Source organism: Sorangium sp. So ce321 (assembly GCF_051530195.1).
Taxonomy (GTDB): Bacteria; Myxococcota_A; Polyangia; order Polyangiales; family Polyangiaceae; genus Sorangium.
In genome coordinates this window covers 12,583,412-12,605,796 of sequence record NZ_CP150329.1, presented here as the reverse complement: position 1 = coordinate 12,605,796, position 22,385 = coordinate 12,583,412, and the positions used below count along the sequence as shown (strand labels likewise).

The window sequence follows — 22,385 nt, the reverse complement described above, 5'->3', positions numbered from 1 at the left end:
CCCGGCTAACCCCGTCACGCCGCGCGGTCGAGCGGACGGCGCGCGCCTCGCGCGACGATGGCGCCGGCGGCGTCCCGCGCGCTGCCGAGGCTCGCGTCGGCGAGCATGCCCGTCGGGCCGACCCAGTCGCCCGCGAGGAAGAGCCCGTCGAGGTCCGGGACGCGGACCCCCGGGCGCGCGGCGTAACCGCCCCCCTCCGCGGCGACGACGGCGTTGGAGACGACGAGCGAGGGGAGGAAGCGGCGCTCGACGAGCGCGTCGCGGTAGCCCGGCTGGGCGCGCTCGAGGAGGTCCTCGAGCTCGCGCTCGGCGTCGCGGCCGGCGAGGCCGTACTGGACGGCGTGGAACAGGGCGCCGCCCGCGGGGGCGAGGCGCGCGGAGTCGGAGTGGAGCGACAGGTAGAGGGGGCGGTCGACGCCGAGCGCGACGCGGAAGCTCGGGCGGGGCAGCCTGGACAGCGCGACGTCGAGGCACGCGGCGTGGACCGGGACGGCGCGCTCGGCGTGCGCGGCGAGGGCCGGGCTCTCGGGCGCGAGCGCGGCCGCGGCGCGCGGGCTCGCGGCGACGAGCGCGGCGCCGGCGCCGAGGCGCTCGCCGTTCGCGAGCTCCACGAAGGAGACGGCGCCGCCCTCGGTCCCGATGCGCGCCGCCCGGACGCCGGTGAGGATCTCCACGCCGGCGGCCGTGGCGGCGCCGCGCAGGCCGTCGACGAGCGTCTTCCAGCCGCCGTCGAGGTAGAGCACGCCCTTGGCGAAGGCGAGCTGCAGCTGGGCGAGCGCGGCGCCGGCGCTCTGGCGGTCGTCGTCGGCGCAGTAGGTCGTGACCCGGACGAGCATGCCGACGAAGCGGCGCACCTCGGGCGTCCGGAAGGCGTCGCGGAGCCAGGCCGAGACCGGGACCGACGCGAGCGGCGCGGGGTTCATCGCGGCGAGGCCGCCGAGGACGCGGGCCATCTCGACCTTCGCGGCGAGGCCGAAGAGGCCCGTCGTGAGGAGCGACAGGGCGCCGGACGGCATGGTGTGGAAGGTGCCGCGGTCGAGCGCGAACGCGCCCGAGACGGGCGGCGGGGCGCCGGTGAACCGGACGCCGAGGTCGCCGAGCACCTCGTGCGCGGCGCCCCCGCAGTAGAGCGCGTGGGCGCCGAGGTTCATCGAGAAGCCGTGGCTCTCCTGCGTGGCGGCGCGGCCGCCCGGCGCGTGCGCCTTCTCGATGAGGGCGACGGACCGCCCCGCCCGGCCCAGGTACGCCGCCGCGGCGAGGCCCGCGAGGCCGCCGCCGATCACCACCACGTCTTTAGTATTTTGCATCACATGTCCCCTTTCCTGGCGGTACCACGATCGGGGGGCCGGAAAGGTTACGCGCCCCGTGTCGATTTGCGGAGCGGGGCCGGGCAGGGCGGGGGACGAGGGGAAAGGTGCGCCGCCGGTCGGGTGGCGCTTCAGGTGGCGCGGGCGAGCGGTGCGCCGCCGGTCGGGTGGCGCTTCAGGTGGCGCGGGCGAGCGGCGCGCCGCCGCGCGGGTGGCGCTTCAGGTGGCGCGGACGAGCGGCGTGTCGACGAGGTGCTCGGAAAGGAACCACACGTGCATCTCGTTCGTGCGGAGCACGTCGCTCATGAGCAGATCGGCGGTGCCGTCGTCGCGGTTGTCGGTCGTGAGCTTCACCGCCTCGCGCGTCTCCGCGAGGATGACCTCGTGCGCGTCGAGGAGGCGCGACAGCTGCGTCGGCACCTGCTCGCGGCCGCGGGGCGGCCGCTCGACCTTCGTCATCTCCGCGACGTCGTGCGCCATGGCGATCGCGATGCCGCCGAGGGTCTGCACCCGCTCGCCGAGCAGGTCGATGAGCGCGGTCTGCTCCTTGAAGTGCTTATCGAAGAGCAGGTGGAGCTGGTAGAAGGTCGGACCGGACACCTGCCAGTGGTGCTTCTTGTACATGTCGCGCAGGACGAGCGTGTCCGTCAGGATCTGATTGAGCAGCTTGACGCTCTCCGCGCGCGCCTTCGCGTCGAGCGCCAGCGGATACTCCACGAGCGTCCCGAAAGGCTGGATCTCCTTGCCCCGCTGGCGGAGCAGGGGCTGGGCCTCCATCGCCCGCCTTTCTCCGTCCTTGCCCCGTTGCTGCTGCTGGCCCTTTGATGCCATGGTCCCCTCCGCGTCGCTCGGTTCACTATGTATCTAGAGCCCTGGCCCGCGCCGTCCATGGCCGCACGTGCCCTGTCGTGTCCGCGGGCTGCGCGCCGGCGGTGCGCCGGCCGCGCGCCCGACGTGCCCGCGGGCCGCGGGCGGCTGGATGGCGCGCGCGCCGCGCCGCACCGGCCGCTCGCCTCCGGCCGGGATTTCGTGCAGAGTCCGGCCCTGTATGAAACGGCTCCTGCTCACCAGCGCGCTGCCCTACGCCAACGGGCACATCCACATCGGCCACCTCGTCGAGTACACGCAGACCGACATCTTCGCCCGTTACTGGCGCATGACCGGGCGGAGGTGCATTACCCTGTGCGCCGACGACACGCACGGCACGGCCATCATGATCCGCGCGCGGCAGGAGGGGCGGAGCGAGGTCGACGTCATCGCCGACATGAGCGCGGCGCACCAGCGCGATTTCGCGGCGTTCCAGATCCGGTTCGACCATTACGGCAGCACGAACTCCCCCGCGAACCGCGCGCTGTGCGAGCAGATCTGGGCGTCGCTGCGCGAGCGCGGCATGGTGACCACGAAGGAGGTCACGCAGCTCTTCGACCCGAAGGAGGGCATGTTCCTGGCAGACCGCTTCGTCAAGGGCACCTGCCCGAAGTGCGCCGCGCCGGACCAGTACGGCGACAGCTGCGACCGGTGCGGCTCGACCTACGCCGCCACCGATCTCGTCGAGCCGAGGAGCGCGCTCACGGGGGCGCGGCCCGAGGTGCGGAGCGCGCAGCACCTGATGGTCGCCATCGAGCCGGAGCGGCCGTTCCTGGCGACCTGGACGCAGGGCGAGGGGCGGATGCCGAAGGAGATCGCGAACTACCTCGCGGGGCACTTCCTGTCGGAGCCCCTGCGCGACTGGGACGTGTCGCGGCCCGCGCCGTACTTCGGGTTCGAGATCCCCGACGCGCCCGGGAACTACTGGTATGTTTGGTTCGACGCGCCGATCGGCTACATGGCCGCGAGCAAGGAGTGGTGCGGCCGGGAAGGCGAGGCGTTCGACGACTGGTGGCGATCCGAGGAGACCGAGATCGTCCATGTCATCGGGAAGGATATCGTCTATTTCCACACGCTCTTCTGGCCGGCGATGCTGAGGGCCGCGCGCTTCTCGCTGCCGTCGCGCGTGCAGGTGCACGGGTTCCTCACCGTGAACGGGGAGAAGATGTCGAAGAGCAAGGGCACGTTCGTGCTCGCCTCGACGTACCTGAAGCACCTCGACCCGGCGTACCTGCGTTATTACTACGCGAGCAAGCTGAGCGCGAAGGTCGACGACATCGACCTGAACCTGGAAGAGCTCGTGAACAAGGTGAACGCCGAGCTCGTGAACAAGGTCGTGAACCTGGCGAGCCGGTCGTCGCGCTTCGTGGCGCAGACGGGGCTCTCGGCGGCGTACCCGGACGACGGGGGGCTGTTCGCGGCGGCGGCGGCGGAGGGGGAGGCGATCGGGGCGGCGTACGCGGCGTTCGACTATGCGCGGGCGACGAGGAGCATCGTGTCGCTGGCGGATCGGGCGAACGAGTATGTCGACCGGATGCAGCCGTGGGCGCTGGCGAAGCAGCCGGAGAAGAAGGCGGAGGTGCAGGCCGTGTGCACCGTGGCGCTCAACCTGTTCCGGCAGATCGTGATCTACCTGGCGCCGGTGCTGCCGAAGCTCGCCGAGGACGTCGCGCGGCTGCTCGGGTGCCCGATGGACCGGTGGGAGCTCGCGAAGACGCCGCTTGTGGGGACGAAGGTGGCCGCGTATGAGCACCTCATGAAGCGGGTCGATCCGGGTGCGGTGGAGAAGATGATCGCGGAGAGCCGCCCGGCCGAGGAGGCAGGGGCGCAGGGCGGGGCGGCAGCGCCGGCTGCGGCGGCGGCGCCGGCTGCGGCGGCCACGGGGGCGGCGCAGGGCGCGGGGGCGCAGGCGGGGACGAGCCCTGCGGCGGCGCAGGCGGCGCAGGGCGCGGTCGCCGAGGACGACGGCGCGGCGCTCGCCAAGGAGCCGCTCGCGCCGGAGTGCACGATCGACGACTTCACCAAGGTCGACCTGCGCGTGGCGCGCATCGTCGCGGCGGAGCAGGTGCCCGAGGCGAAGAAGCTGCTCAAGCTGACCGTGTCGCTCGGCGGGGAGGCGCGGCGGACCGTGTTCGCCGGCATCAAGGCGTATTACAAGCCGGAAGATCTGGTTGGGCGGCTCGTCATCGTGTGCGCGAACCTGGCGCCGCGGAAGATGAAGCTCGGCGTCAGCGAGGGGATGGTGCTGGCGGCCGGGGACGAGACGGTGCACCTCCTGGCGCCGGACTCGGGGGCGAAGCCGGGGATGCGGGTGCACTGAGCAGGTCGCCGAGAGCGCCCGTTGAGACCCGTTGTCGCTCTCGCCTATTACCCGCTCTGGGCCGTCGCCGTGACCGTCGCTGTCACCGCGCTGCGCCTCGGGCGCAACGTGGGCCGCGGCCTCGTCGCCCTCTGCTTCTTCCTCGCCTTCTGGGTCACGGGGCTCATCCTGCTCGAGACAGACAGCACGATGGCGCTCGCCGAGCACGTCGTCCCGAGCGGGATCATCGTCGCCGCGGGCCTCGCCCACGCCTACGCCGACGTGGCGGGCGCCTCGCGCCGCCCCGTCGTCCTGGCCTACGCCGCGAGCGCCGCGGTGGCGCTGCTCGGGGCCGTCTCCCCGCGCCTGCTCTACGGCCCTGGCGCCCGCTCGCCCGGCCCGCTGTTCTTCCCGCTCTCCGCCGTCATGGCCCTCGCCGTTGTCGCGGTCGTCGCCCGCCTCGGGCGCTCGGTGCTCGCGGCCCGGGGGCTCCAGCAGCGGCGCATCGCCGCGCTCTTCTTCGGCAGCGTGCTCGCGACGCTCGGGGGCGGCTTCGTCGTGGGGCTGCGCGTGCTCGGGCTCGGCGACGTGCTCCTCGGCGCGCCGGTCCTGCTCCTCGCCATCCTGCTCGTGGCCTACGCCGTGCTGAGCGGCGAGCTCGGGCGCTCCCGCCGCGTCGTCATGCAGGGGCTCGCCTATGCCGCCCTCACGGCGCTGCTGTCCACGTTCGGGCTGGCCGCCTTCTTCAAGCTCTTGCCATACCTCTCGCCCGGCGGCGGCGCGTCGCTCCCCTGGCTCCTCTTCGTCCTGTTCCTGGCCGCGCTGCCGCTCGATCCGCTGCGCCTGCTCGTCGTGGAGCACGTCGGGCGGCGGCTCTTCGACAGGCCCATCGGCGTCCGCGACCTCGCCGACGAGATCGCGCGCGTCGAGGTGCGCGCCGACCAGGCCGAGCGGCTCGCCGAGCTCGGGCGGCTCGCGAGCGCCGTGGCGCACGAGATCCGCAATCCGCTCGGGGTCATCGCCGCGCAGGCGAAGCTCCTCGAGCGCCAGGGCGCGAAGCCCGAGACCGTGGCGTCGCTGCGCGCCCAGGTCGACCGGGCGCGGCGCTTCCTCGACGACCTGCTCCGCTACAGCCGCCCGCGGCCGCTCGAGGTGACCGAGGTCGACGTGCTCTCCACGCTCCGGCTCGCGGCGAGCCATGTCCGGCAGATCGTCGGCGAGGGCGCGCCGCCCATCGAGATCGCTCCGGAGGCCCGCGGGTCGATCTTCATCGAGGCCGATCGCGGGGCCTTCCTCGACGCGGCCACGGCGCTCCTCCAGAACGCGGCCATCGCGCTCGACGGGAGCGCCGAGGGGCGGATCCGCGTCGCCGTCGCGCGCGGGGAGGACGCGGACGCGGGCTTCGTCGTCGTGCGCGTGGAGGACAACGGCCCAGGGGTGCCGGAGGAGATCGAGGCGCGGCTGTTCCAGCCGTTCGTGACGGGGAGGGGGCGAGACGCGAAGCACCCGGGCACCGGCCTCGGCCTGGCCGTCGCGGCGCGGTGGCTGGAGCGGCACGGGGGCGCGCTGCGCCACGAGCGCGCGCCGGGAGGCGGCGCGCGCTTCGAGGCGCGGTGGCCGGCGCGGGCGGAGGAGCCGGCGGGGTGAGGTCGCGGTGAGCGGCGCGGTCGCTGGAGGTCGATGATCGCGGGCGAGAGGACGCGGCCCGGGCTCAGCCTCCGGGCCTGCTCGCCGGATCCGCCGGATCGGTCACCGCGTCCTCCTCGTCGCCGTCGAGCGCCCCATCGCCATCGCGGTCGAGCGCCATGCGCACCCCCGCGCCCGGCGGCGCGCAGGTGTAGGTCAGCGCCCTCTCCGCGGTCGCGCGCTGGCGCAGCGCCGCCGCGCTGATCGCCGCGCTCGCCGCCCTGTTCCGGCGGAACGTGCCATCGCTCGGCTGGTAGAGGAAGCCCGCCTCCTCGCCGTTCATGCGGCCCTTCACCACGAGATCGCACTCGCCCGCGCCGGCGCGCGCGATCAGCAGGTCCACGCGCTGCTCGGCCGCCGGGTCGCCGGCGCCGGCGAGCGTCGCCTGCTGGCCCACGATGGGCGCCAGGTTGGTGTCGAAGGCGTGCAGAAAGGACGTCACCTGCCGCCGCAGCACGTCGCCTGCCTCGCCCGGAGGGAAGCCGGCGACCCCGGGGGCCTCGTTGAAGCCGGCCTGATCGTCGAAGCGGAAGACCGTATCCACCGCCCCGTCGTGGGCGACGCCGAACCCGCGGATCTGATCGCCCATGAACTGGTGGTCTCGGTTGTTGAAGCGGGGGTTCTGCACCATGCCGAACATGCCCACCTTCTGATAGACGTTGCGCAGCTGGGCGACCTTGAAGCTCTGGAAGATGAAGTCGAACGTGTAGCGCCCGTCGGTCCCGAAGAAGCCGGGGAATTGAACTCCATGCTCGGCGTTGCCTGCGGGATCGAGCACGTGGCACGTGCTGCACGCGCCGCCCGGCGCGGTGAAGAAGGCCTTGCCCGCCGCCTGGTCGGGGGTGAGCGTGTTGTCCAGCCGGCGAATGGGGTTGGGCGGATACATCACCTGGAGGATGAAGTCGGTGAACGCCTGCATGTCCGGCTCGGGGATGGGCGCGCTCCGCCCGAGCAGGCCGACGAAGGCGATATCGAACTTCTTGAACGCGGCCTCCTCGTCGAAGGTGCCGCTGTCCGGCTGCGCGCTCGGCGCGTCGTTCCCACCGGTGCGGTCTCCCCGCCAGTGCATCGGACCGTGGTTGGCCATCCCGCGCAGGCTCTGCGTCGTCATCGGCCCCTTGAGGGCGGCGAACTCGGCGGGCTGGCCGAAGAGCGCCGGATCGAGCACGAAGGGCCCTGGCATCGGCGTGGTGAGCGCGTCGGGGTCTCCGAGGTCCCACGCCAGGCTGTCGACGTCGCCGTCGACATGGCAGCTCGCGCAGGCCGAGTCACCGTGGCTCGACGAGAACGAGGCGTCGTAGAGGAAGCGCCGGCCGCGGACCACGCTCTCCGGCTCGGGGCTGTACATGGGCATGTGCGCGATCTCGGCCCGGGATCTGAGGTCGATGAGCGCGATGGAGTTGTCGAAGCGCGTGAGGACGTAGAGCTGCTTGCGCGCCTCGTCCAGCACCACGCCGGTCGGCCCGCCGCCGGAGACCGGGATCTGGTGGGAGAGCCTGGGCACGAAGGTGTCGGCCTCGAGCGCCGCGGTCGAGAAGACACCGATCTTGTCCGAGCCGAGCGCGGCGACGTAGAGCTTCTGTCCGTTTCCCGAGACGGCCATGCCTTGAGGCAGCGCGAGGCTCTTCCCGTTCTCGGCGCTCGGGACCGGGGCGCAGCACGTGCTGTAGTCGATGTGCTTGTTCAGGTGCCGTGGGGCCACGCCGCCCGTCGCCGGATCGATCACCGTGATGCGGTTGTGGTTGAAGCGGCCGCGCACGCTGTGGCCGGCGAAGACGCCGGCGCCCTCGAAGCGCTGCTCGTTGAAAGCCTCCGTGTTGGCCACGTAGACGCGCCCGCTCACCGGGTTGACGGCCATGTTGTAGAGGACCGTGCCGACGCCCTGGAAGGCGCCCGCGGGGCCCGCGACCGGCGCGGGCGGGTCGGCCAGGGCGTCGAGGACGAAGACGTCCTTGTCGGGCAGCGAGAAGTTCACCTTATCGTCCCAGGATCGATTCAGCTCGTCCACCCAGTTCTGGCCGTTGAATTTGACGATGAGGGGCGCCGATGGCTGCGCGGCTCCGGCGGCGTTGGTGGTCGGCGGGGGCAGGCCGTGGCCGAGGTTCACCAGGTTGGTCTCCACCACCGTGGTGCGATTGCCGGAGTGGAAGGCGGCCGCGTAGACGCGCGCGCCGTCGGGCGTGGCAGCGAGCGCGCGCGGCGTGTCGCTGAAGAGGGAGACGATGGTCAGCGGCGCGGGGCTCGGGCTCGCCGCGGAGAAGACCCAGACGTCGGCGCGGCCCACACCCGGCGTGGTGAGCGCCGGGTCCACAGGGCTGTTCTGGCCGCGGTGCGCGGTGGTGATGAAGGCGCGGCCCCGGCCGGCGCCGGCGAAGACGATGTCGCGAGGCTCGTCGCCGACGAGCAGGGTGCGCACCACGCGGGCCTTCCCGGGCATCGAGACGTCGACCACGCTCACGCTGTCGGAGAGGTGGTTGACGACCCAGACCTCGTCGTCGCTGCGGGCCGCGACCGCGACGGGCTCGAGGCCGACGGCGACCGAGCCGCGGTGCACGAGGCTGCCCCGCCTGACCGTGAAGATCTCCAGCCGGTTATCCGGCGTGTTGACGGCGAAGAGCTTCGACCCGTCGGGCGAGAGGGCGAGAGGGCGGACCTGGCCGCTCTCGAAGAGGGTGTAGGGCCGGGCCGCCGTGAGCGCGCTCGGGGCGCTCGCCGTCGCCGGGGATTCGTCGACCAACGGGGATTCGTCGACCAACGTGCCGGTGTCGCCGCAGGCGGCGATGGCGAGCGCCGGGAGCGACAGGAAAATGAGCTTCATCATGGGCACCTCGGAGGCTGAAGGAACATTTAATGATGCCATAAAAACGCAGCCGCCGATCAAGTGCGAAGTGTAGAATTATGATGATGTTGTTTGACAAGGCACCTTTCTAGGGTGAGATCCCCTCGTGGGAGGAGCGCTCCATAAGGAGCTACAGGTCTTCGATGGTAGGGTTATGACCCACAGTCACGACGCAGTCGCGAGGACGTCTTATCGCTGTGGTGAGGGAGCGCGCGTTTCTTCGACGGCGCGCGTCGCGCGTTTCTTCGACGGCGCGCGTCGCGCGTTCCTTCGACGGCGCGCGTCGCGCGCCGGGGACGCGGCCTTCGCCGCCGGTTTCAATGGATGATGACATCTCGCGCCCCGGGTCGGGCAGCGAGGATCAAGCCGCGGCGAGCTTGGCCGGGCGAAGCATCCGCGTGAGGGCGACGTAGACCACGAACGAGATCGAGAAGCCCGAGAACCACGCGTAATGGTAGAAATCCATCCATGCGCCGGCGACCGTCAAGACATTGATGGTGCCGAGGAAGCCAGGCAAGTTGGGCAAGACCCCGGCGACGAGGGCAACGATCGCGATGGGGTTCCACCCGTTCGTGTACCAGTAGGCCCCCTCCCGCGTGTAGAGCTGGACGAGATCGAGCTCTGTCCTTCGGATCACGTAATACTCTGCGATCAGGATCGCGCCGACGGGGCCGAGCAGCGCGGAGTAGCCGACGAGCCAGGTGAAGATGTACCCCGTGGGATCGCTGACGAGCCGCCAGGGCTGCATCAGGATCCCGATGATGCCGGTGATGATGCCGCCGGTACGGAAGGAGATTCGCGACGGCCAGAGGTTGGAGAAGTCGTTGGCTGGGCTCACCACGTTCGCGGCGATGTTGGTCGCCAGGTTGGCGATGCTGAGCGCTGCGAGCGAGACGATCAAGACGACAGGGCTCTCGAAGCGGGCGAGCAGGACGACCGGGTCCCAGATGGTCTCGCCGTAGATGACGACCGTGGCGGAGGTGACGGCGACGCCGATGAACGAGAAGAACGCCATGGTGGGCGGCAGGCCGATGGCCTGCCCGAGGGCCTGAGCGCGCTGTGAGTGCGCGTAGCGAGTGAAGTCGGGAATGTTGAGCGCCAGGGTAGACCAGAAGCCGACCATGCCTGTCAGCGCAGGCAAGAAGAAGCTCCAGAGCTGGCCCTCCCTGGGTTGACCTGCCGCGAAGGCCGAGGGCTTCTCGAGCATGGGGCCGAATCCACCGGCGCGGTTGTATGCCCAGAAGAGCAGCAAGATGCCGAGGGCGACCAGCAAGGGCGCCTTGATGTTGAGCAGGATCCGGATCGACTCGATGCCCAGGTGAATGATCCAGAGGTTGATGCCCCAGAACAGCAGGAAGCAGACGAGCTGGGGGGTGTTGATGCCGAGCGGCGTCGCCGGCATCTGCTCTATCGATGGCATGAAGACGGCGACGATCTTGTAGATGGCCCACCCGCCGAGCCATGTTCCGATCCCGAACCAGCCGCAGGCCACGAGGGCTCGTAGCACCGCCGGCACGTTGGCCCCTCGAACGCCGAAGGCGCTCCTGCAGTAGACGGGAAACGGGATGCCGTACTTCGTGCCCGCGTGCGCGTTGAGGATCATGGGCACAAGCACGATGACGTTGCCGAGGAGGATCGTGAGCTCGGCCTGCACCCAGCTCATGCCCTCGGCGATCAGACCCGAGGCGAGCATGTACGTGGGAGTGCAGGCACACATGGCTACCCACAGTGCGGCGATGTCCTTCGTTCCCCATTTGCGCTGATCCAGGCGTACGGGCGCGATGTCTTCGTTGATGTAGCGGGAATCGAAGTCGCCTTCTGTCCCCTGGACGCCGTCGCTGGCTCCCGCGTCGTGAGCAGCGGGTTGCACGTCGGGTCGGGCAGTCGTGTGCGTGTGCGCCATGACCGATGAATCTACACGATAGGATAGGAGACCGGATAGAGGAGGCTTCAGCGGGACGGCCGTCGAGAGCCGGCGGGGCCGCGCCGCAGAGCGAACGCGATACCCTCCTTCAGGGTCCGGAGCGTCACGATGCCGCCTACACCGACGCCCTGCGCGACCAGCGTCTGCGCGATCCGCGGCTGGATGCCGGTGAGCACCATCTGGGCGCCGAGCAGCCTCACCGCCTTGGACAGCCGGATCAGCGCGTCGGCTACCTGGGAGTCGATGACCGCCACGCCGGTGATGTCCAGGACCACCGTCGTGGCGCTGTGCGCGATGACCCCGTTGAGGAGGGTCTCGAGCGTCGCCGCGGCGCGGGCGCCGTCGAGGACGCCGATCAGCGGCATCGCGATGACCTGATCCGCCACCGGCATGAGCGGGGCTGATAGCTCGCGAACCATCTGCTCGAGCTTCCTCGTCTTGTCCGCGACGCGCAGCTCGAGCTCGGCGTTGAGGCGCTTCACCTCGTCCTCCGCCTGCCGGCGATCGGTGACGTCGACTCCGACCGCCTGGAACTCGGCGTGCGACCCCCCCTCGCCGAGCGGGGCACGGTTGGTCCAGTGCATCCAGCGGATCGATCCGTCGGGGCGCACGACCCGGTGCTCGGTGTGGACGATCGGGTTCTCGGGGCCGAGCTGCGCGAACTGCTGATCGAGGAGCAGCCGGTCCTCGTCAGGGACGAGCGGCGTGAAGTGATGGCCGACCAGCTCCTCCCGCGTCTTGTCGAAGTACCGGCAGTACACGTCGTTGACGAAGGTCAGCGTGCCATCCATCCGAAAGCGGCAAATGAGCTCGGTCTGGTCCTCGACGATGCCCCGGTAGCGGGCCTCGCTCTCCCGCAGGGCGGTCTCCACTCGCCGCTTCTCGGCGAGCTCCTGCTCGAGCTCGGCGTTGCGCCGACGGAGCATCGCCAGTTCCGTTTCCGCGGTGACGCCAGCTCTCGCATCGCCCTCGTTCATGATCCCGTGGTCCTTCGAAGCGCAGAGGGAAGGCGGCGCTTTTCCGGGCCAGCGTACCAAAAGCACGGTCGTCCTGGGCGAACTTCCAACGTTGGGGGGCGGCTCACCGAGACGGCCCGTGGCCGGTCTGATACCTGCGGAGCTCCTGTGAGGAGATTCCGCCGAGATGGCCCCTGGGACCATCGATGTCCTCGATAGAGACCTCGGCCAACCGCGATGAGGCGGTCTTCAGGGATCCGCACGAGCTCGGACAGGCCTGGATCTGCGCCCGGAGGGCGCGGTACGGTCACCCGTGACCGAGACTGTCCTGCTCATCGACGACGATCCCGGGTTCCGCGACGCCTACCGCGAGCTCCTCGCGCAGGAGGGGTACACCGTCGCCGAGGCCGGGGTCGCCTCGAAGGCGCTCGCGGAGCTCCGCCGGACGAGCGCGCGCCTCGTCGTGCTCGACCTCATGCTGCCGCCGTCGGGGCGCGCCGAGGAGGGCGCGGCGCTCGCGGAGAAGATCCTCGGCGAGCGGCCCGCCGCCAAGGTGATCGTCGTCTCCGGCGCGGGTGAGACGCCGCTCGCGCTGCGCCTCGTCCAGCGCGGCGTCTACGACTTCCTGGCGAAGCCCGTCGATCCGGACGTGCTGCTCGCCGTGGTCGCGCGCGCGGCGGCGCGCCTCGAGCTCGAGGACCGCGTGGCGGAGCTCGAGCGCTCCCTCACCGCCCGCGAGGGCGACGCCTCGGCGCTGCTCGGGCAGTCGCCGGCCTTCCTCGAGGCGAGGACGCTGTGCGAGCGCGCGGCGCCGGCCGACGTGCCGGTGCTCATCACGGGTGAATCGGGGACAGGCAAGGAGGTGTTCGCCCGTTACCTGCACGCGAGGAGCCGGAGGAAGGACAGGCCCTTCATCGCGGTCAACTGCGGCGCGCTCGCGCCGACCCTGCTCGAGTCGACCCTGTTCGGCCACAGGAGAGGCGCCTTCACGGGCGCGATCAAGGACGCCCCCGGCCTGTTCGTCGAGGCCGACGGAGGCACCCTGTTCCTCGACGAGATCGGCGACATGGACCCGGCGCTGCAAGTGAAGCTGCTGCGCGTGCTCGAGACGGGCGAGATCCTGCCCGTGGGCGCGGCGCGCCCGGCGGTCGTGGACGTCCGCATCGTGTCGGCGACGCACAGGGCGCTGGAGTCGATGGTCGCGAGCAAGACCTTTCGCGACGACCTCTACTGGCGTGTGCGCGGGATCGAGATCGCCTTGCCGCGGCTCGCCGACCGGGTGGGCGATCTGCCGCTGCTCGCGCAGCACTTCCTGAACGTGTCGCGGGCGCTCGTGCCGCGCTCGCCCGTGACCACGATATCGCCCGGCGCGATGCGCAGGCTCGAGGCCTGCGACTGGCCCGGCAACCTGCGCGAGCTCCGGCACGAGATGCAGCGCGCGCTCGTGATGGCCGGCGGGAGGGGAGAGATCCTCGAAGAAGACCTGTCCCCGGCGCGGCGAGGCGGCGCGCCCGCGGCGGCGGGCAGCGACGAGCCCGCCGAGGGCGCGACGCTGGAAGAGAAGATCGCGGCGCTGGAGCGGCGCGAGATCGCCGCCGCGCTCCGGGCGACCCAGGGGAACCGGAGCCAGGCGGCGGCGCGGCTCGGGCTGTCGCGCCAGGGGCTGCTCAACAAGATGGATCGGTACGGGCTGAAGTGAGCCCGGCGGAGATGCGATGGTGAGGTAAAAGTTCACTCACCTGAGATCTCGCCGGGGATCTGCGGGCGACCACAGAAACATGAGCCGCGCCGAGCTCACGCCGGCACTGAAGGACCGAGAGCGCGGCTCGCCAGGAACTGTAGCCAGTTCAGCCCGATCGAGAGGGTTGTCTCCGTCGATCAGGGACCACGGGTGCATCCGATCGGCGCGACGCCGGCCGCTCAGCACGTGCGATGTCGTTCGCTTGCTCCTCGCGAGGAGCGACCATCATCGATGAGAACTTCAGGAGGAGTCATGGCGCTTAGCAGGATGATGCTTGTGGGATGCCTGTCGCTGGTCGGATCTGCCCTCGTCGGCTGTGGGCTCGCCGGCGCCGATCGCCTCGGCGAAGGGAACAGCAACGTGGTCGTGAGTCCGCCCACGTCCGATGGCGACGGCTGCACGCTCACGCAGGGCTACTGGAAGAACCACGAGGAGAGCTGGCCGGTGTCGTCGCTCACCATCGGCGGCGTGGAGTACTCGCAGGCGGAGCTGCTCGAGCTCTTCCGGACGCCCCCGAAGGGCGACGCTAGCCTGATCCTCGGACACCAGCTCATCGCCGCGCTGCTCAACACGGCGAGCGGCGCGAGCGACGCTGCCGTCGACGGGGCGCTCGCGGACGCCGAGGGGTGGATGGCCGCCAACAAGGACGCCGACGGCCGGCTCCCGTACGGCGTGAAGCGTGGCAGCGCGGCCGATTCCGCCGTGTCGCTCTCGGGCTCGCTCGCGGACTTCAACGAGGGGGGCATCGGCCCTGGTCATTGCGACGACGGTCCCGGTAGCGGCTCCGGCGGCACGGGCGGCAGCGACGGCGGTACGGGCAGCAGCACGGGCGGCACGGGTGGCGGCAGCAGCGGCGAGGGTGGCTGTTCGCACGACGGCGGCACGGGCAGCAGCAGCAGCGGTACGGCCGGCACCGGCGGCAGCGATGGCGACCCCGACGGCGGCGCAGGCGGGTCTGCCTGGACGTGCGATGACCCCTGCGGCGTCGGCGACGGGTGCTCCGACGGCTACTCCTGCGTCCTCGGTTGTTGCGCGTTCGTCGCCAAGTGAACCGCTTCTAGCAAGAGCCAGGCAGTCGGGCCCCCGGGAGCCATACCCTTCGGCCCGGCCCCTCGGCGCTCCCAAAAGGGCGCCTCACGAGGTATCCGGGGGACGTGTCGCAAGGCCTCTTCTGACCGTCGCATTCTGGACTGCTCGTTCCAGAATGATCCGCCTGCGCTCGCCATGAGCGCCACGCACTGGGCGTCGCGGGGTCGCAAGGCCTCTTCTGACCGTCGCATTCTGGACTGCTCGTTCCAGAATGGGCGTCGCGGGGTTGCAAGGCCTCTTCTGACCGTCGCATTCTGGACTGCTCGTTCCAGAATGATCCGCGGCGATCCCCCAGCGCCGGCCTGCCGCACGCCGCGCCGGCTCCCATCACGCCGCGCCGGCCAGCCGAGGCAAGAGCGACGGCCAGCTCCGCGGCGGCTTGAACAGGTAGCCCGGCGCGGGCCCGTCGACGAGGTGCTCGACCTCGTCCAGGTGACCGCCAGGGAGCAGCACCCCGCCCAGCGACTCCCGCACGAGCGGTATCCGCGCCGGATCGAAGCCCATCCCCTGCGACGCGATCCCGTCGACGAGGCTCGGGTCGAACCCGCCGATCAGGAGCCCCGCGCGCACCGGCGTCGCCCCGAGCGGACCCTCGCCCTCGCCCGCGACGATGCCATCGACGATCGTCAGATACCGCCGCTGCGGCACCCCGCGCAGCGCGCCGCCCCGGTCCGCGAAGAACAGGATGCGGTTGAGATCCAGGATGGTCCGCCAGAGCGTGTTGTTCCCCTCCCAGCTCCCATCGATGACCTTCGGCGGCGCCCCGAGCCGCGGCGCGCGCGCCACGAGCGAGTGATCGCCCGGGAGCGGGAACCGGCTGAGCTTGTTCTCCACCGCCTCGCCGACGCCCTGCGGCCGGTCGAACTCGTCGCCGCCCACCGACGGATCGCCCTCGGTGAAGTGCGGGAGCCAGTACTTCTCGTTGGTGAGCCCGATAACGCTCTTCAGCGACAGCGTGACCCCGGTCTTCTTGTGCGTCTTCAGCTTGGGGAGGTTGATGACGACATCCGCGTCGAGGAGCGTCTGCGGAATGCTGTACTCGTGCCGCTGCCCGCTGTGGTGCGGCACCGGGGTGGCGTAATGGCTCCGGTGGAACCGCAGCGCGCCCGAGCGCGGGGCGCCCGCCCTCGCGAAGAAGCTGTCCTGGCCGAGATCGACGACCCGGTAGCCCCGCGGATCGCCGGGCAGGCGGCGGCGCAGGAGCAGGCCGAGGTTCCACGAGCGGCCGAAGCGGCGCACGTCGTCGAGGGCGAACACCGGCGCGACCCGGAAATAGCGCAGGTCGATGAAATCGATGTCGTGACCGCGGGCCTTGAGGTGATCGATGACCTCGAAGATGCCCAGCGGGCCGGCGACCTTCTCGATCTCGCAGCCCTCGACCGGCGAGTCGACGACGCGCACCCTCCCGCGCGGGCCGGCGGCGCGGAGCGCGTAGTCGAGCACGGGCCGGAGCAGCGAGCCGTGCGTGCTCGAGGCGGCGAGCCGCTCGCCCGTGATCTTCTGGTGCAGGTTCTTCGACGAGACGAGGTTCGGCTTGATGACGACGCTGTCGCCCGGCGCGATCAGGTCGCCGAGCGGGTTCCACTCGGGCGTGCCCGCGCGGCTCGCGTCGAGGCCGAGCCGCCGGAAGAGCGCCTCGACGGCCTCGTAGACCGGGCTCGGCGGGTCGAAGGGCGCGCGATCGACGTAGCTCACCCCCGGCCTCGATACGGTCACGACCCGGTTCATCGTCGCTGCCATCCCGAGCTCCTCGCTAGCCCGCCGCGCCGTCCTGGCCCGGGGGAAGGATCACCGCCGGCGCGGCGCGCTGGAAGTCCACGTTGAGCCGCGAGACGCTCGCGAGGTGCTTGCCCGTGCGGATGAGCGCGATGTCGTCCGCGAACTCGACGGCGATGCGCATCCGCTCGCCGAGGTAATGGCGGAACGTCGCGAGCACCTCGTCCAGCACCTGCTGCGAGAAGCGGCCGCCCTTGACGACGCGGAACGTGATGGCGTCGCGCTCCTCCTGCACCACCTGGAACCGCTTGATCGCGTAATCGAACTCCTTGAGATAATGCGCGAAGAACGTGCCGGGCAGATACCGCCCGTCCGTCCCCCGGATGATCGACTGCACCCGCCCCTCGATGCGGCCCACGCGCGGCGCCCCGCGGCCGCACGGGCACGGCACGGCCGGATCCATCGCCTCGGCGAGGTCGCCGATGCGGTAGCGCACGAACGGCATGCAGAAGTTGTTGAGATCGGTGATCACGACCTCGCCGATCTCTCCCGGCTTCGCGGGGCGCCCGTCGCGCAGGACCTCGACGATGTACCCCTCGGCCACGACGTGATGGCCCTCGTGCGCGTCGCACTCGTACGCGATGCCCGAGAACTCGCGGCTGCCGTACTTGTCGAAGACCTTGCAGCCGAACGCCTCCTCGATGAGCCGGCGGCTCGGCAGCGGCAGCGTCTGCGCGCTCGACATGATCGCGCGCGGCCGGGCCGCGACCTTGCCCGTGCTCTTGACGTTCTTGACGTAACGCGCGAGGAAATCGAGCGCCTCGGCGTAGCCGTCCATGAGCACCGGCTGGACGCCGGCGATCCGCTCGATCGTGCCGCTCAGGGTGTCGTCGGACAGCTCGAAGATCGGGATGAACGTCCGGTTCGACAGGATCGCGTCCGCGCGCTCACGGGCCGCCTGCCACCGCGTCATCCCGATCGTCTGGTGCCACAGCCGCACCGTGGGGTCGCCGAAGCGGTAGCCGGTCCACTCCTGCGCGCGCAGCGTCGCCGCCCAGCGGAACTCGAGCTGCGCCCTGTCGGCGTAGCAGACGAACGGCTCGCCGGTGGAGCCGCTGGTCGTGATCTTGAGGACCTGCGACTTGTCGTGGTTCTCCGACATGATGTCGAAGTAGAGGTGGCGCCGGATATCCGCCTTCGTGAGGAAGGGCAGCTTGTGGAGGTCCCCCTGGCCGTGGATGTCCTCGGGCCGGAGCTTGAGCTCCTGCATGCGCGCGCGGTAATAAGGCACGTTGCGGTAGCAGTGGCGCAGCAGCCGCCGCAGCTTCTCGTCCTGGAGCTCGCGGGTCTGCTCCGGCGTGAGCCACTGCGTCTTGCGCAGCGTCTCGTAGTAGTGCTCGACGTCGCGCGTGATCATCCAGTGGGTGTGGTTGAACGCGGCGAGGTACGCGCGCCACCGCGCCCCGGTGACCGGATCGCGCTCCGGCGAGCGGTCGACCACCGGGTGCCGGCGGAGGTACTGCGTGGCGATGTCCGCCGGGATCCGGTCGACGCGGTACTCCCACACCGCCTTGCCAAGGTCGTAGAACGACCTCGCGACGGCGCCCGCCTCGTTCCCATCGAGGAAGGAGACGCCCTGTCGCCGCTGCTCGAAGAGCGTCTCGACCTCCTTGTACGAGTAGCCCTTGGCGTGCGCGGCGACGAGGATGAACGACTGCCAGTAGAAGTAGCTCCCCTTGTACGTGAGCAGGTCCTGGAAGACCTCGCGCGCGCACATCACGAAGCCGCTCTTGCTGTCCTGGAGCGACATGCCGAAGGTCTTGTTGAGCAGGTAGTTGAGCCCGCGGCTCAGGTGGTACCGGCGGTCCCGGCGCCGCCCGACGGCGCTCCGCCAGCCCTGGACGACATCGACGCTGTGCTCGTAGAGCTCGCGCCGGAGGCGCAGGAGGTCCTCGGGCTGGTACTGGAGGTCGGCGTCGATGATGGAGACGAGCTTGCCGCGCGCGGCGGCCGCGCCGGTGCGCCACGCCGCGGTGATGCCGCGGTTCTGAGGGTGGAAGCACCCCACGACGAGCCCCGGGTGCGCGGCCGCGAGCGCCTCTATCGTGGTCTTCGTGCCGTCGGTCGAGCCGTCGTCGACGAGGAGGAGCTCCCCCGCGAGGCTCCCCTCGCGGAAGACGCCGAGGACGCGCTCGACGAGCTCGGGGATGTTCAGCTCCTCGTTCAGGCAGGGCACGATGACGGAGAGCTCGATCGGTGTCTCCGGAGCAAGCTCAGATCGGGTGTCGGACATGGTGTGTTCGCCTATCTTTGCCTGAGAGGGGAGCCCGCGTCCGGGCGAGGCGCGCGCGGGGCGCCCGGACGGCCCGGCCGCGCGGCGGAGGTCACAGGGGCACGCAGCGGAAGCAGGCGCGGATCGGCAGCGCGCCGTGGGGCGCGGCGCGGCGCTCGGTCACGCGGAAGTGACGCGCGAGCAGGCGGCCGAACTCGTCGGGCGTCCACTGGTGCAGGTGGTAGACGTCGCCGCCCCACTGGACGCGATCGCGCAGGAGGTAGCCGACGGGCGTGCGGCGGACGAGGCCCTTCAGCCGCGCGATGAGCGGATCGTTCGGCACCGTGATGGCCGCCACGCCGGCCGGGCGCAGCAGGCGGGCGATGGCGGCGAGGACGGCGGAGGGGTCGACCGTGTGCTCCAGGACCTCGGTGCAGATGACGCGATCGAAGCTCGCGGCGGGGAGGTCGAGCCGGTCGACCTCGCCCTTGAGGAAGCGGGCGTCGTAGCCCGCGAGGTTCTTGCGGGCGGTGTCGAGGAAGACGTCGGAGACGTCGATGGCCGTGATGCGCGCCCGCGGGAACATCCGCAGCACGTGCCCGCCGCCCGAGCCGATCTCGGCGAGCTCGAGGCCGGCGCAGTCGCCGAGCATGTCGCGGATGATGGCGAGCCGCTCGCGCTCGATGAGCCGGATCGGCAGCGGGGCGCGGTCGTAGTAGTCGTCGATCGGGTGCTCGCGGGCGAGGCGGTCGTTCAGCGCCTCCACGTCGATGTCGCCGGCGGCGTTCGGCATGGCGGCCCCATAGCACGGTGGCCGCGGAGCCTCACCCGGGCCGCGCGCGGCCGGGCTCATCGGGGAGCGCGGCCGCGGCGGGCAGCGCCGCGGTCAGCGCCACCCGGGCAGCGCTTGGCTAGAAGCCGCAGGTCGAGAGTCGGTCCTCGCCGACCGCGACCCGGACCACCCAGCCCGCGCCGCTCGACCAGTTGCTGGAGAAGCTCTCGCCGGAGGCCTGGCCGGGCATCACGCCGAGCGAGAGATCCTGAACGCCCCACTCGCTGCACCAGGAGTACGAGCTCCCGTCGCAGTCGGCGCCGTAGTAGTTCATGTACGACCCCGTATCCGGGCCAGACCAGGCGCCATCGAACGACCGCGCGTACCTGGCCCAGCCGCCCGACTCCGCGGTGCCGGAGGTGCCCGCGAGGCTGAGGTAGCTGTCGACGTAGAAGGCCGCGTTCTCGGCGCACCAGGCGCTGCTGCCGTCGTTCGTGGTGATCTCGAGCAGGATGTGCTCGCTCGAGCTCACGGGGCCGAGGCTCGAGAAGAAGTCGTAGAGCGCTGTCGAGCTCACGTCGTCCGCCTCCGTGTCGGTGAACGTGAAGACCGAGCCGCCGCCCCCGCCGCAGGGGGCGCAGGGGCCGCCGCAGTCGACGCCGGTCTCGCCCTGGTTCTGCGCGCCGTCATCGCAGGTCGGGCCGCTCGTCCCGTTGACATAGACATAGAGGAAGCGTTCGCCCTCGAGGCCCTGGCCGAAGCAGTTGGCGGCCTCCCACGCGCAGCCGTTGTTGATCGTGAGGCTGTTCGAGCTCTCGTCGCAGCCGTCGCCGGTGACCCACCAGGAGGTGCCGCTGTTCGGCTGGTTGCCCGTGGCGTAGATGTCGTTGGCGCCGCCGAGGTCGAAGCTCGACGCGAAGATGAGGTTCTGCTCCGGGTAGCCTTCGAGCCCCGTCGCCAGGACGTTCCGGGAGACATCGATGTACCGCACCGAGCTCGCGTCCGCCCCGCAGGCGACGCGGATCTGGGTGTAGCCCGCGCCGATGCAGGCGGCCGCCCAGCCCACGTCCTGGATGTCATCGATGTTCGCCTGGTCGCGGTAGCCCACGCACTGCGTCCAGCCGCTCGACGAGAAGTCGGGGCCGAGCTCCCCGCTGAAGCCGGGGACCGTCTGGGGCGCGGGGCCGCAGGGGGCGCAGGGGCCGCCGCAGTCGACGCCTGTCTCGCCCTGGTTCTGGAGGCCGTCGCTGCACGTCGGCGTATCGCCCCCGGGGTGCGAGAACTCGAGGACGAGGCCGTCCGTGAGCTGCGGGGCCTGGCACGAGTACACGAGGCTGCTCGTGGAGCCCGCGATACCGGCCGTCGCGCTGATGCCGCTGTCGACGGCGGGGTTCTCCACGGTGGTGTCGGCGTAGCAGAAGCGGATATCGTTCGAGCCCTCGAACAGCACCGCGCGGACGTCGAGGGGCGAGCCTCCGGTGATGTGCGGGACGTTCCACTGGACCACGAAGCGGCGCTCGGGCGCGCTTCCCAGCGTCTGATAGAGGACGGACCCGCCGGCCGGCGGCAAGAGATCGTCCCAGAACGGCGCGACGGTGTCCGGCTCGAGGCTGCAGCTGTTGCTGAAGGACGCGGAGGCCGGGAAGCCGAGCTGGCCGTTCGAGGAGATGGTCAATTCAGTGCGCGACGTCCCGTAGAAGTCGAAGGCGAAGGGGAGCGAGACGCTGGTCGCGCAGTCGTCGTCGCTGCAGGCCCGGCTGCCGGTGAGCGAGATGTCATCGCACGACGGGAGCTCCTCGGTCCGCGAGCAGCCCACGTAACCGAAGGCGTCGGTCCCGAAGACCTGGCAGTCCGGCGTCCCGCAGTCCGCGGCTGACACGTGGATGGGGAACGAGAGCCGGCTGCTCCCGCCGGCCGCGTCGGTCACCGTCACCTGTACCGTGGAGTCGCCCGCGCCCGCGGGGGCGAAGGTCGCGGCGCTGCCGTCGCCCGACAGCGTGCCCGCGCCGGCGACGACCTCCCATGCGTACGAGATCGCGTCGCCGTCGGGATCCGATGCGGTCACGGCGATCGCGGCGGTCTCACACTGCGTGATGAACTTGCTCGGCGTGATGTCGAGACCCTCGATGGTCGGCGGGTCGTTCAAGGCGACGATCACGTCCAGCCCGCCGTTGGCTTCACCGGCGCACTGCGCCACGAGCGCGATCTCGGACGTCGCCTCGGGGATGACGTACGCCGTCGCCTCGGCGGGGGCGCACTCCATCGAAGGGCCAGATTCGCTCATCGGGGTCGCGCACACGCGGTAGTCACCCGGAGGCAGCACGAACAGGCCATCGGCGCCCGCGTGGACACCCGCTCCCGGGGGGAGCGCGCCGCCGGGGAGCTCCTCCTCTTCCAGGGCGCTGGTGGTCTCGGCGATGGCCAGATCACTGCAGGAGCTGCCTGCGCCGACGACCTTGTAGTGGACCGCGACGACGTCGTGACGCGCGCCTCCGACCGTGAGCGCCGCGCGGAGGGTCCCCGTCTCTCCACCCTCTTTTGCCCCGGAGTCTCCCGGGCCCATGTCGCACGCGGGAAGCGCGGCCAGGAGCGCGACGACCATCGCTTTGCCCGCGTGTGAATAGAACAAGCTACGCATGTGCTGTTTCCTCTCTCGATGACGCTCGACGGCATCACGGCGAGCGCTGCAGTCTCGGCCGACGGCGGGAGACCCGGATCGGCCCCATCGCCGACGGCGCGCCGGGCTCCGTCAGGAGCATCGGGCGTGCCGGGAGAGGGCGGGCCAGGACAGGCGCCGATCCGCGGGTCGCCGGCGAGGGAGGCGCCAGCTCACGTCAGGGGGGTTGCGGCATCCCGCAAACGCTTGCGGGCTCCGGCAGCGAGGTGCACAGCGAGCGAGCGGCGCCTGTGCCGCCCG

At 71.0% G+C, this 22,385-nt stretch carries 13 protein-coding genes; 4 read left to right on the top strand and 9 right to left on the bottom strand.

From position 1 onward, the window contains the following. Positions 1-14: 14 nt before the first annotated feature. Together WME89_RS46730 and WME89_RS46725 are read right to left on the bottom strand one after the other, a co-directional pair. On the bottom strand, positions 15-1,307 hold the full coding sequence (locus tag WME89_RS46730; RefSeq protein WP_438006024.1) for a phytoene desaturase family protein: 1,293 nt from the start codon (positions 1,305-1,307) through the stop codon (positions 15-17). Positions 1,308-1,526: 219 nt separating this feature from the next. Beyond that, positions 1,527-2,138 (bottom strand): Dps family protein, encoded by a 612-nt coding sequence (locus tag WME89_RS46725; RefSeq protein WP_438006023.1) that lies wholly within the window; start codon positions 2,136-2,138, stop codon positions 1,527-1,529. 217 nt (positions 2,139-2,355) lie between these two features. Between WME89_RS46725 and metG the strand changes: the two genes are divergently transcribed. Both metG and WME89_RS46715 read left to right on the top strand, forming a co-directional pair. Beyond that, positions 2,356-4,494: a methionine--tRNA ligase gene (metG, locus tag WME89_RS46720; RefSeq protein WP_438006022.1), complete on the top strand. Its 2,139-nt coding sequence runs from the start codon at positions 2,356-2,358 to the stop codon at positions 4,492-4,494. A 21-nt stretch (positions 4,495-4,515) separates the two neighbouring features. Continuing rightward, positions 4,516-6,120, top strand: coding sequence for an ATP-binding protein (locus WME89_RS46715; RefSeq protein ID WP_438006021.1), 1,605 nt, complete (start codon positions 4,516-4,518; stop codon positions 6,118-6,120). A gap of 64 nt (positions 6,121-6,184) precedes the next feature. On the opposite strand, the gene WME89_RS46710 is transcribed toward WME89_RS46715, so the two are convergent. The 3 genes from WME89_RS46710 to WME89_RS46700 all read right to left on the bottom strand — a co-directional run bounded on the left by WME89_RS46710 (position 6,185) and on the right by WME89_RS46700 (position 11,848). Next, complete coding sequence (locus tag WME89_RS46710; RefSeq protein ID WP_438006020.1) at positions 6,185-8,980, bottom strand: YncE family protein; 2,796 nt, start codon at positions 8,978-8,980, stop codon at positions 6,185-6,187. Between the two features lie 379 nt (positions 8,981-9,359). Next, the gene (locus WME89_RS46705; protein ID WP_438006019.1) at positions 9,360-10,901 is read right to left on the bottom strand and encodes an NCS1 family nucleobase:cation symporter-1; all 1,542 of its coding nucleotides are present in this window, start codon (positions 10,899-10,901) and stop codon (positions 9,360-9,362) included. A gap of 47 nt (positions 10,902-10,948) precedes the next feature. After that, entirely contained in the window at positions 10,949-11,848 is a 900-nt protein-coding gene (locus WME89_RS46700; protein ID WP_438006018.1) for a PAS domain S-box protein, read from the bottom strand. 343 nt (positions 11,849-12,191) lie between these two features. Here WME89_RS46700 and WME89_RS46695 point away from each other — a divergent pair, with 343 nt between their 5' ends. Continuing rightward, positions 12,192-13,577: a sigma-54-dependent transcriptional regulator gene (locus WME89_RS46695; protein ID WP_438006017.1), complete on the top strand. Its 1,386-nt coding sequence runs from the start codon at positions 12,192-12,194 to the stop codon at positions 13,575-13,577. 309 nt (positions 13,578-13,886) lie between these two features. Beyond that, a complete protein-coding gene (locus WME89_RS46690; protein WP_438006016.1) occupies positions 13,887-14,669 on the top strand; it encodes a hypothetical protein in 783 nt (260 codons plus the stop codon). 366 nt (positions 14,670-15,035) lie between these two features. On the opposite strand, the gene WME89_RS46685 is transcribed toward WME89_RS46690, so the two are convergent. The 4 genes from WME89_RS46685 to WME89_RS46670 form a co-directional block, all read right to left on the bottom strand. Continuing rightward, entirely contained in the window at positions 15,036-16,448 is a 1,413-nt protein-coding gene (locus WME89_RS46685; RefSeq protein WP_438006015.1) for a DUF362 domain-containing protein, read from the bottom strand. Between the two features lie 13 nt (positions 16,449-16,461). Next, on the bottom strand, positions 16,462-18,717 hold the full coding sequence (locus tag WME89_RS46680) for a glycosyltransferase (protein ID WP_438006014.1): 2,256 nt from the start codon (positions 18,715-18,717) through the stop codon (positions 16,462-16,464). A 91-nt stretch (positions 18,718-18,808) separates the two neighbouring features. Then, positions 18,809-19,489, bottom strand: coding sequence for a methyltransferase domain-containing protein (locus tag WME89_RS46675; RefSeq protein ID WP_437305481.1), 681 nt, complete (start codon positions 19,487-19,489; stop codon positions 18,809-18,811). Between the two features lie 118 nt (positions 19,490-19,607). Continuing rightward, the gene (locus WME89_RS46670; protein ID WP_438006013.1) at positions 19,608-22,106 is read right to left on the bottom strand and encodes an Ig-like domain-containing protein; all 2,499 of its coding nucleotides are present in this window, start codon (positions 22,104-22,106) and stop codon (positions 19,608-19,610) included. Positions 22,107-22,385: the final 279 nt, after the last annotated feature.

Excerpts from the sequence above, each read along its gene's own strand:
- WME89_RS46730 (WP_438006024.1), bottom strand. The coding sequence starts at position 1,307 with ATGCAAAATACTAAAGACGTGGTGGTGATCGGCGGCGGCCTCGCGGGC.
- WME89_RS46725 (WP_438006023.1), bottom strand. The coding sequence starts at position 2,138 with ATGGCATCAAAGGGCCAGCAGCAGCAACGGGGCAAGGACGGAGAAAGG.
- metG (WP_438006022.1), top strand. The coding sequence starts at position 2,356 with ATGAAACGGCTCCTGCTCACCAGCGCGCTGCCCTACGCCAACGGGCAC.
- WME89_RS46710 (WP_438006020.1), bottom strand. The coding sequence starts at position 8,980 with ATGATGAAGCTCATTTTCCTGTCGCTCCCGGCGCTCGCCATCGCCGCC.
- WME89_RS46705 (WP_438006019.1), bottom strand. The coding sequence starts at position 10,901 with ATGGCGCACACGCACACGACTGCCCGACCCGACGTGCAACCCGCTGCT.
- WME89_RS46700 (WP_438006018.1), bottom strand. The coding sequence starts at position 11,848 with ATGCTCCGTCGGCGCAACGCCGAGCTCGAGCAGGAGCTCGCCGAGAAG.
- WME89_RS46690 (WP_438006016.1), top strand. The coding sequence starts at position 13,887 with ATGATGCTTGTGGGATGCCTGTCGCTGGTCGGATCTGCCCTCGTCGGC.
- WME89_RS46685 (WP_438006015.1), bottom strand. The coding sequence starts at position 16,448 with ATGGCAGCGACGATGAACCGGGTCGTGACCGTATCGAGGCCGGGGGTG.
- WME89_RS46680 (WP_438006014.1), bottom strand. The coding sequence starts at position 18,717 with ATGTCCGACACCCGATCTGAGCTTGCTCCGGAGACACCGATCGAGCTC.
- WME89_RS46675 (WP_437305481.1), bottom strand. The coding sequence starts at position 19,489 with ATGCCGAACGCCGCCGGCGACATCGACGTGGAGGCGCTGAACGACCGC.
- WME89_RS46670 (WP_438006013.1), bottom strand. The coding sequence starts at position 22,106 with ATGCGTAGCTTGTTCTATTCACACGCGGGCAAAGCGATGGTCGTCGCG.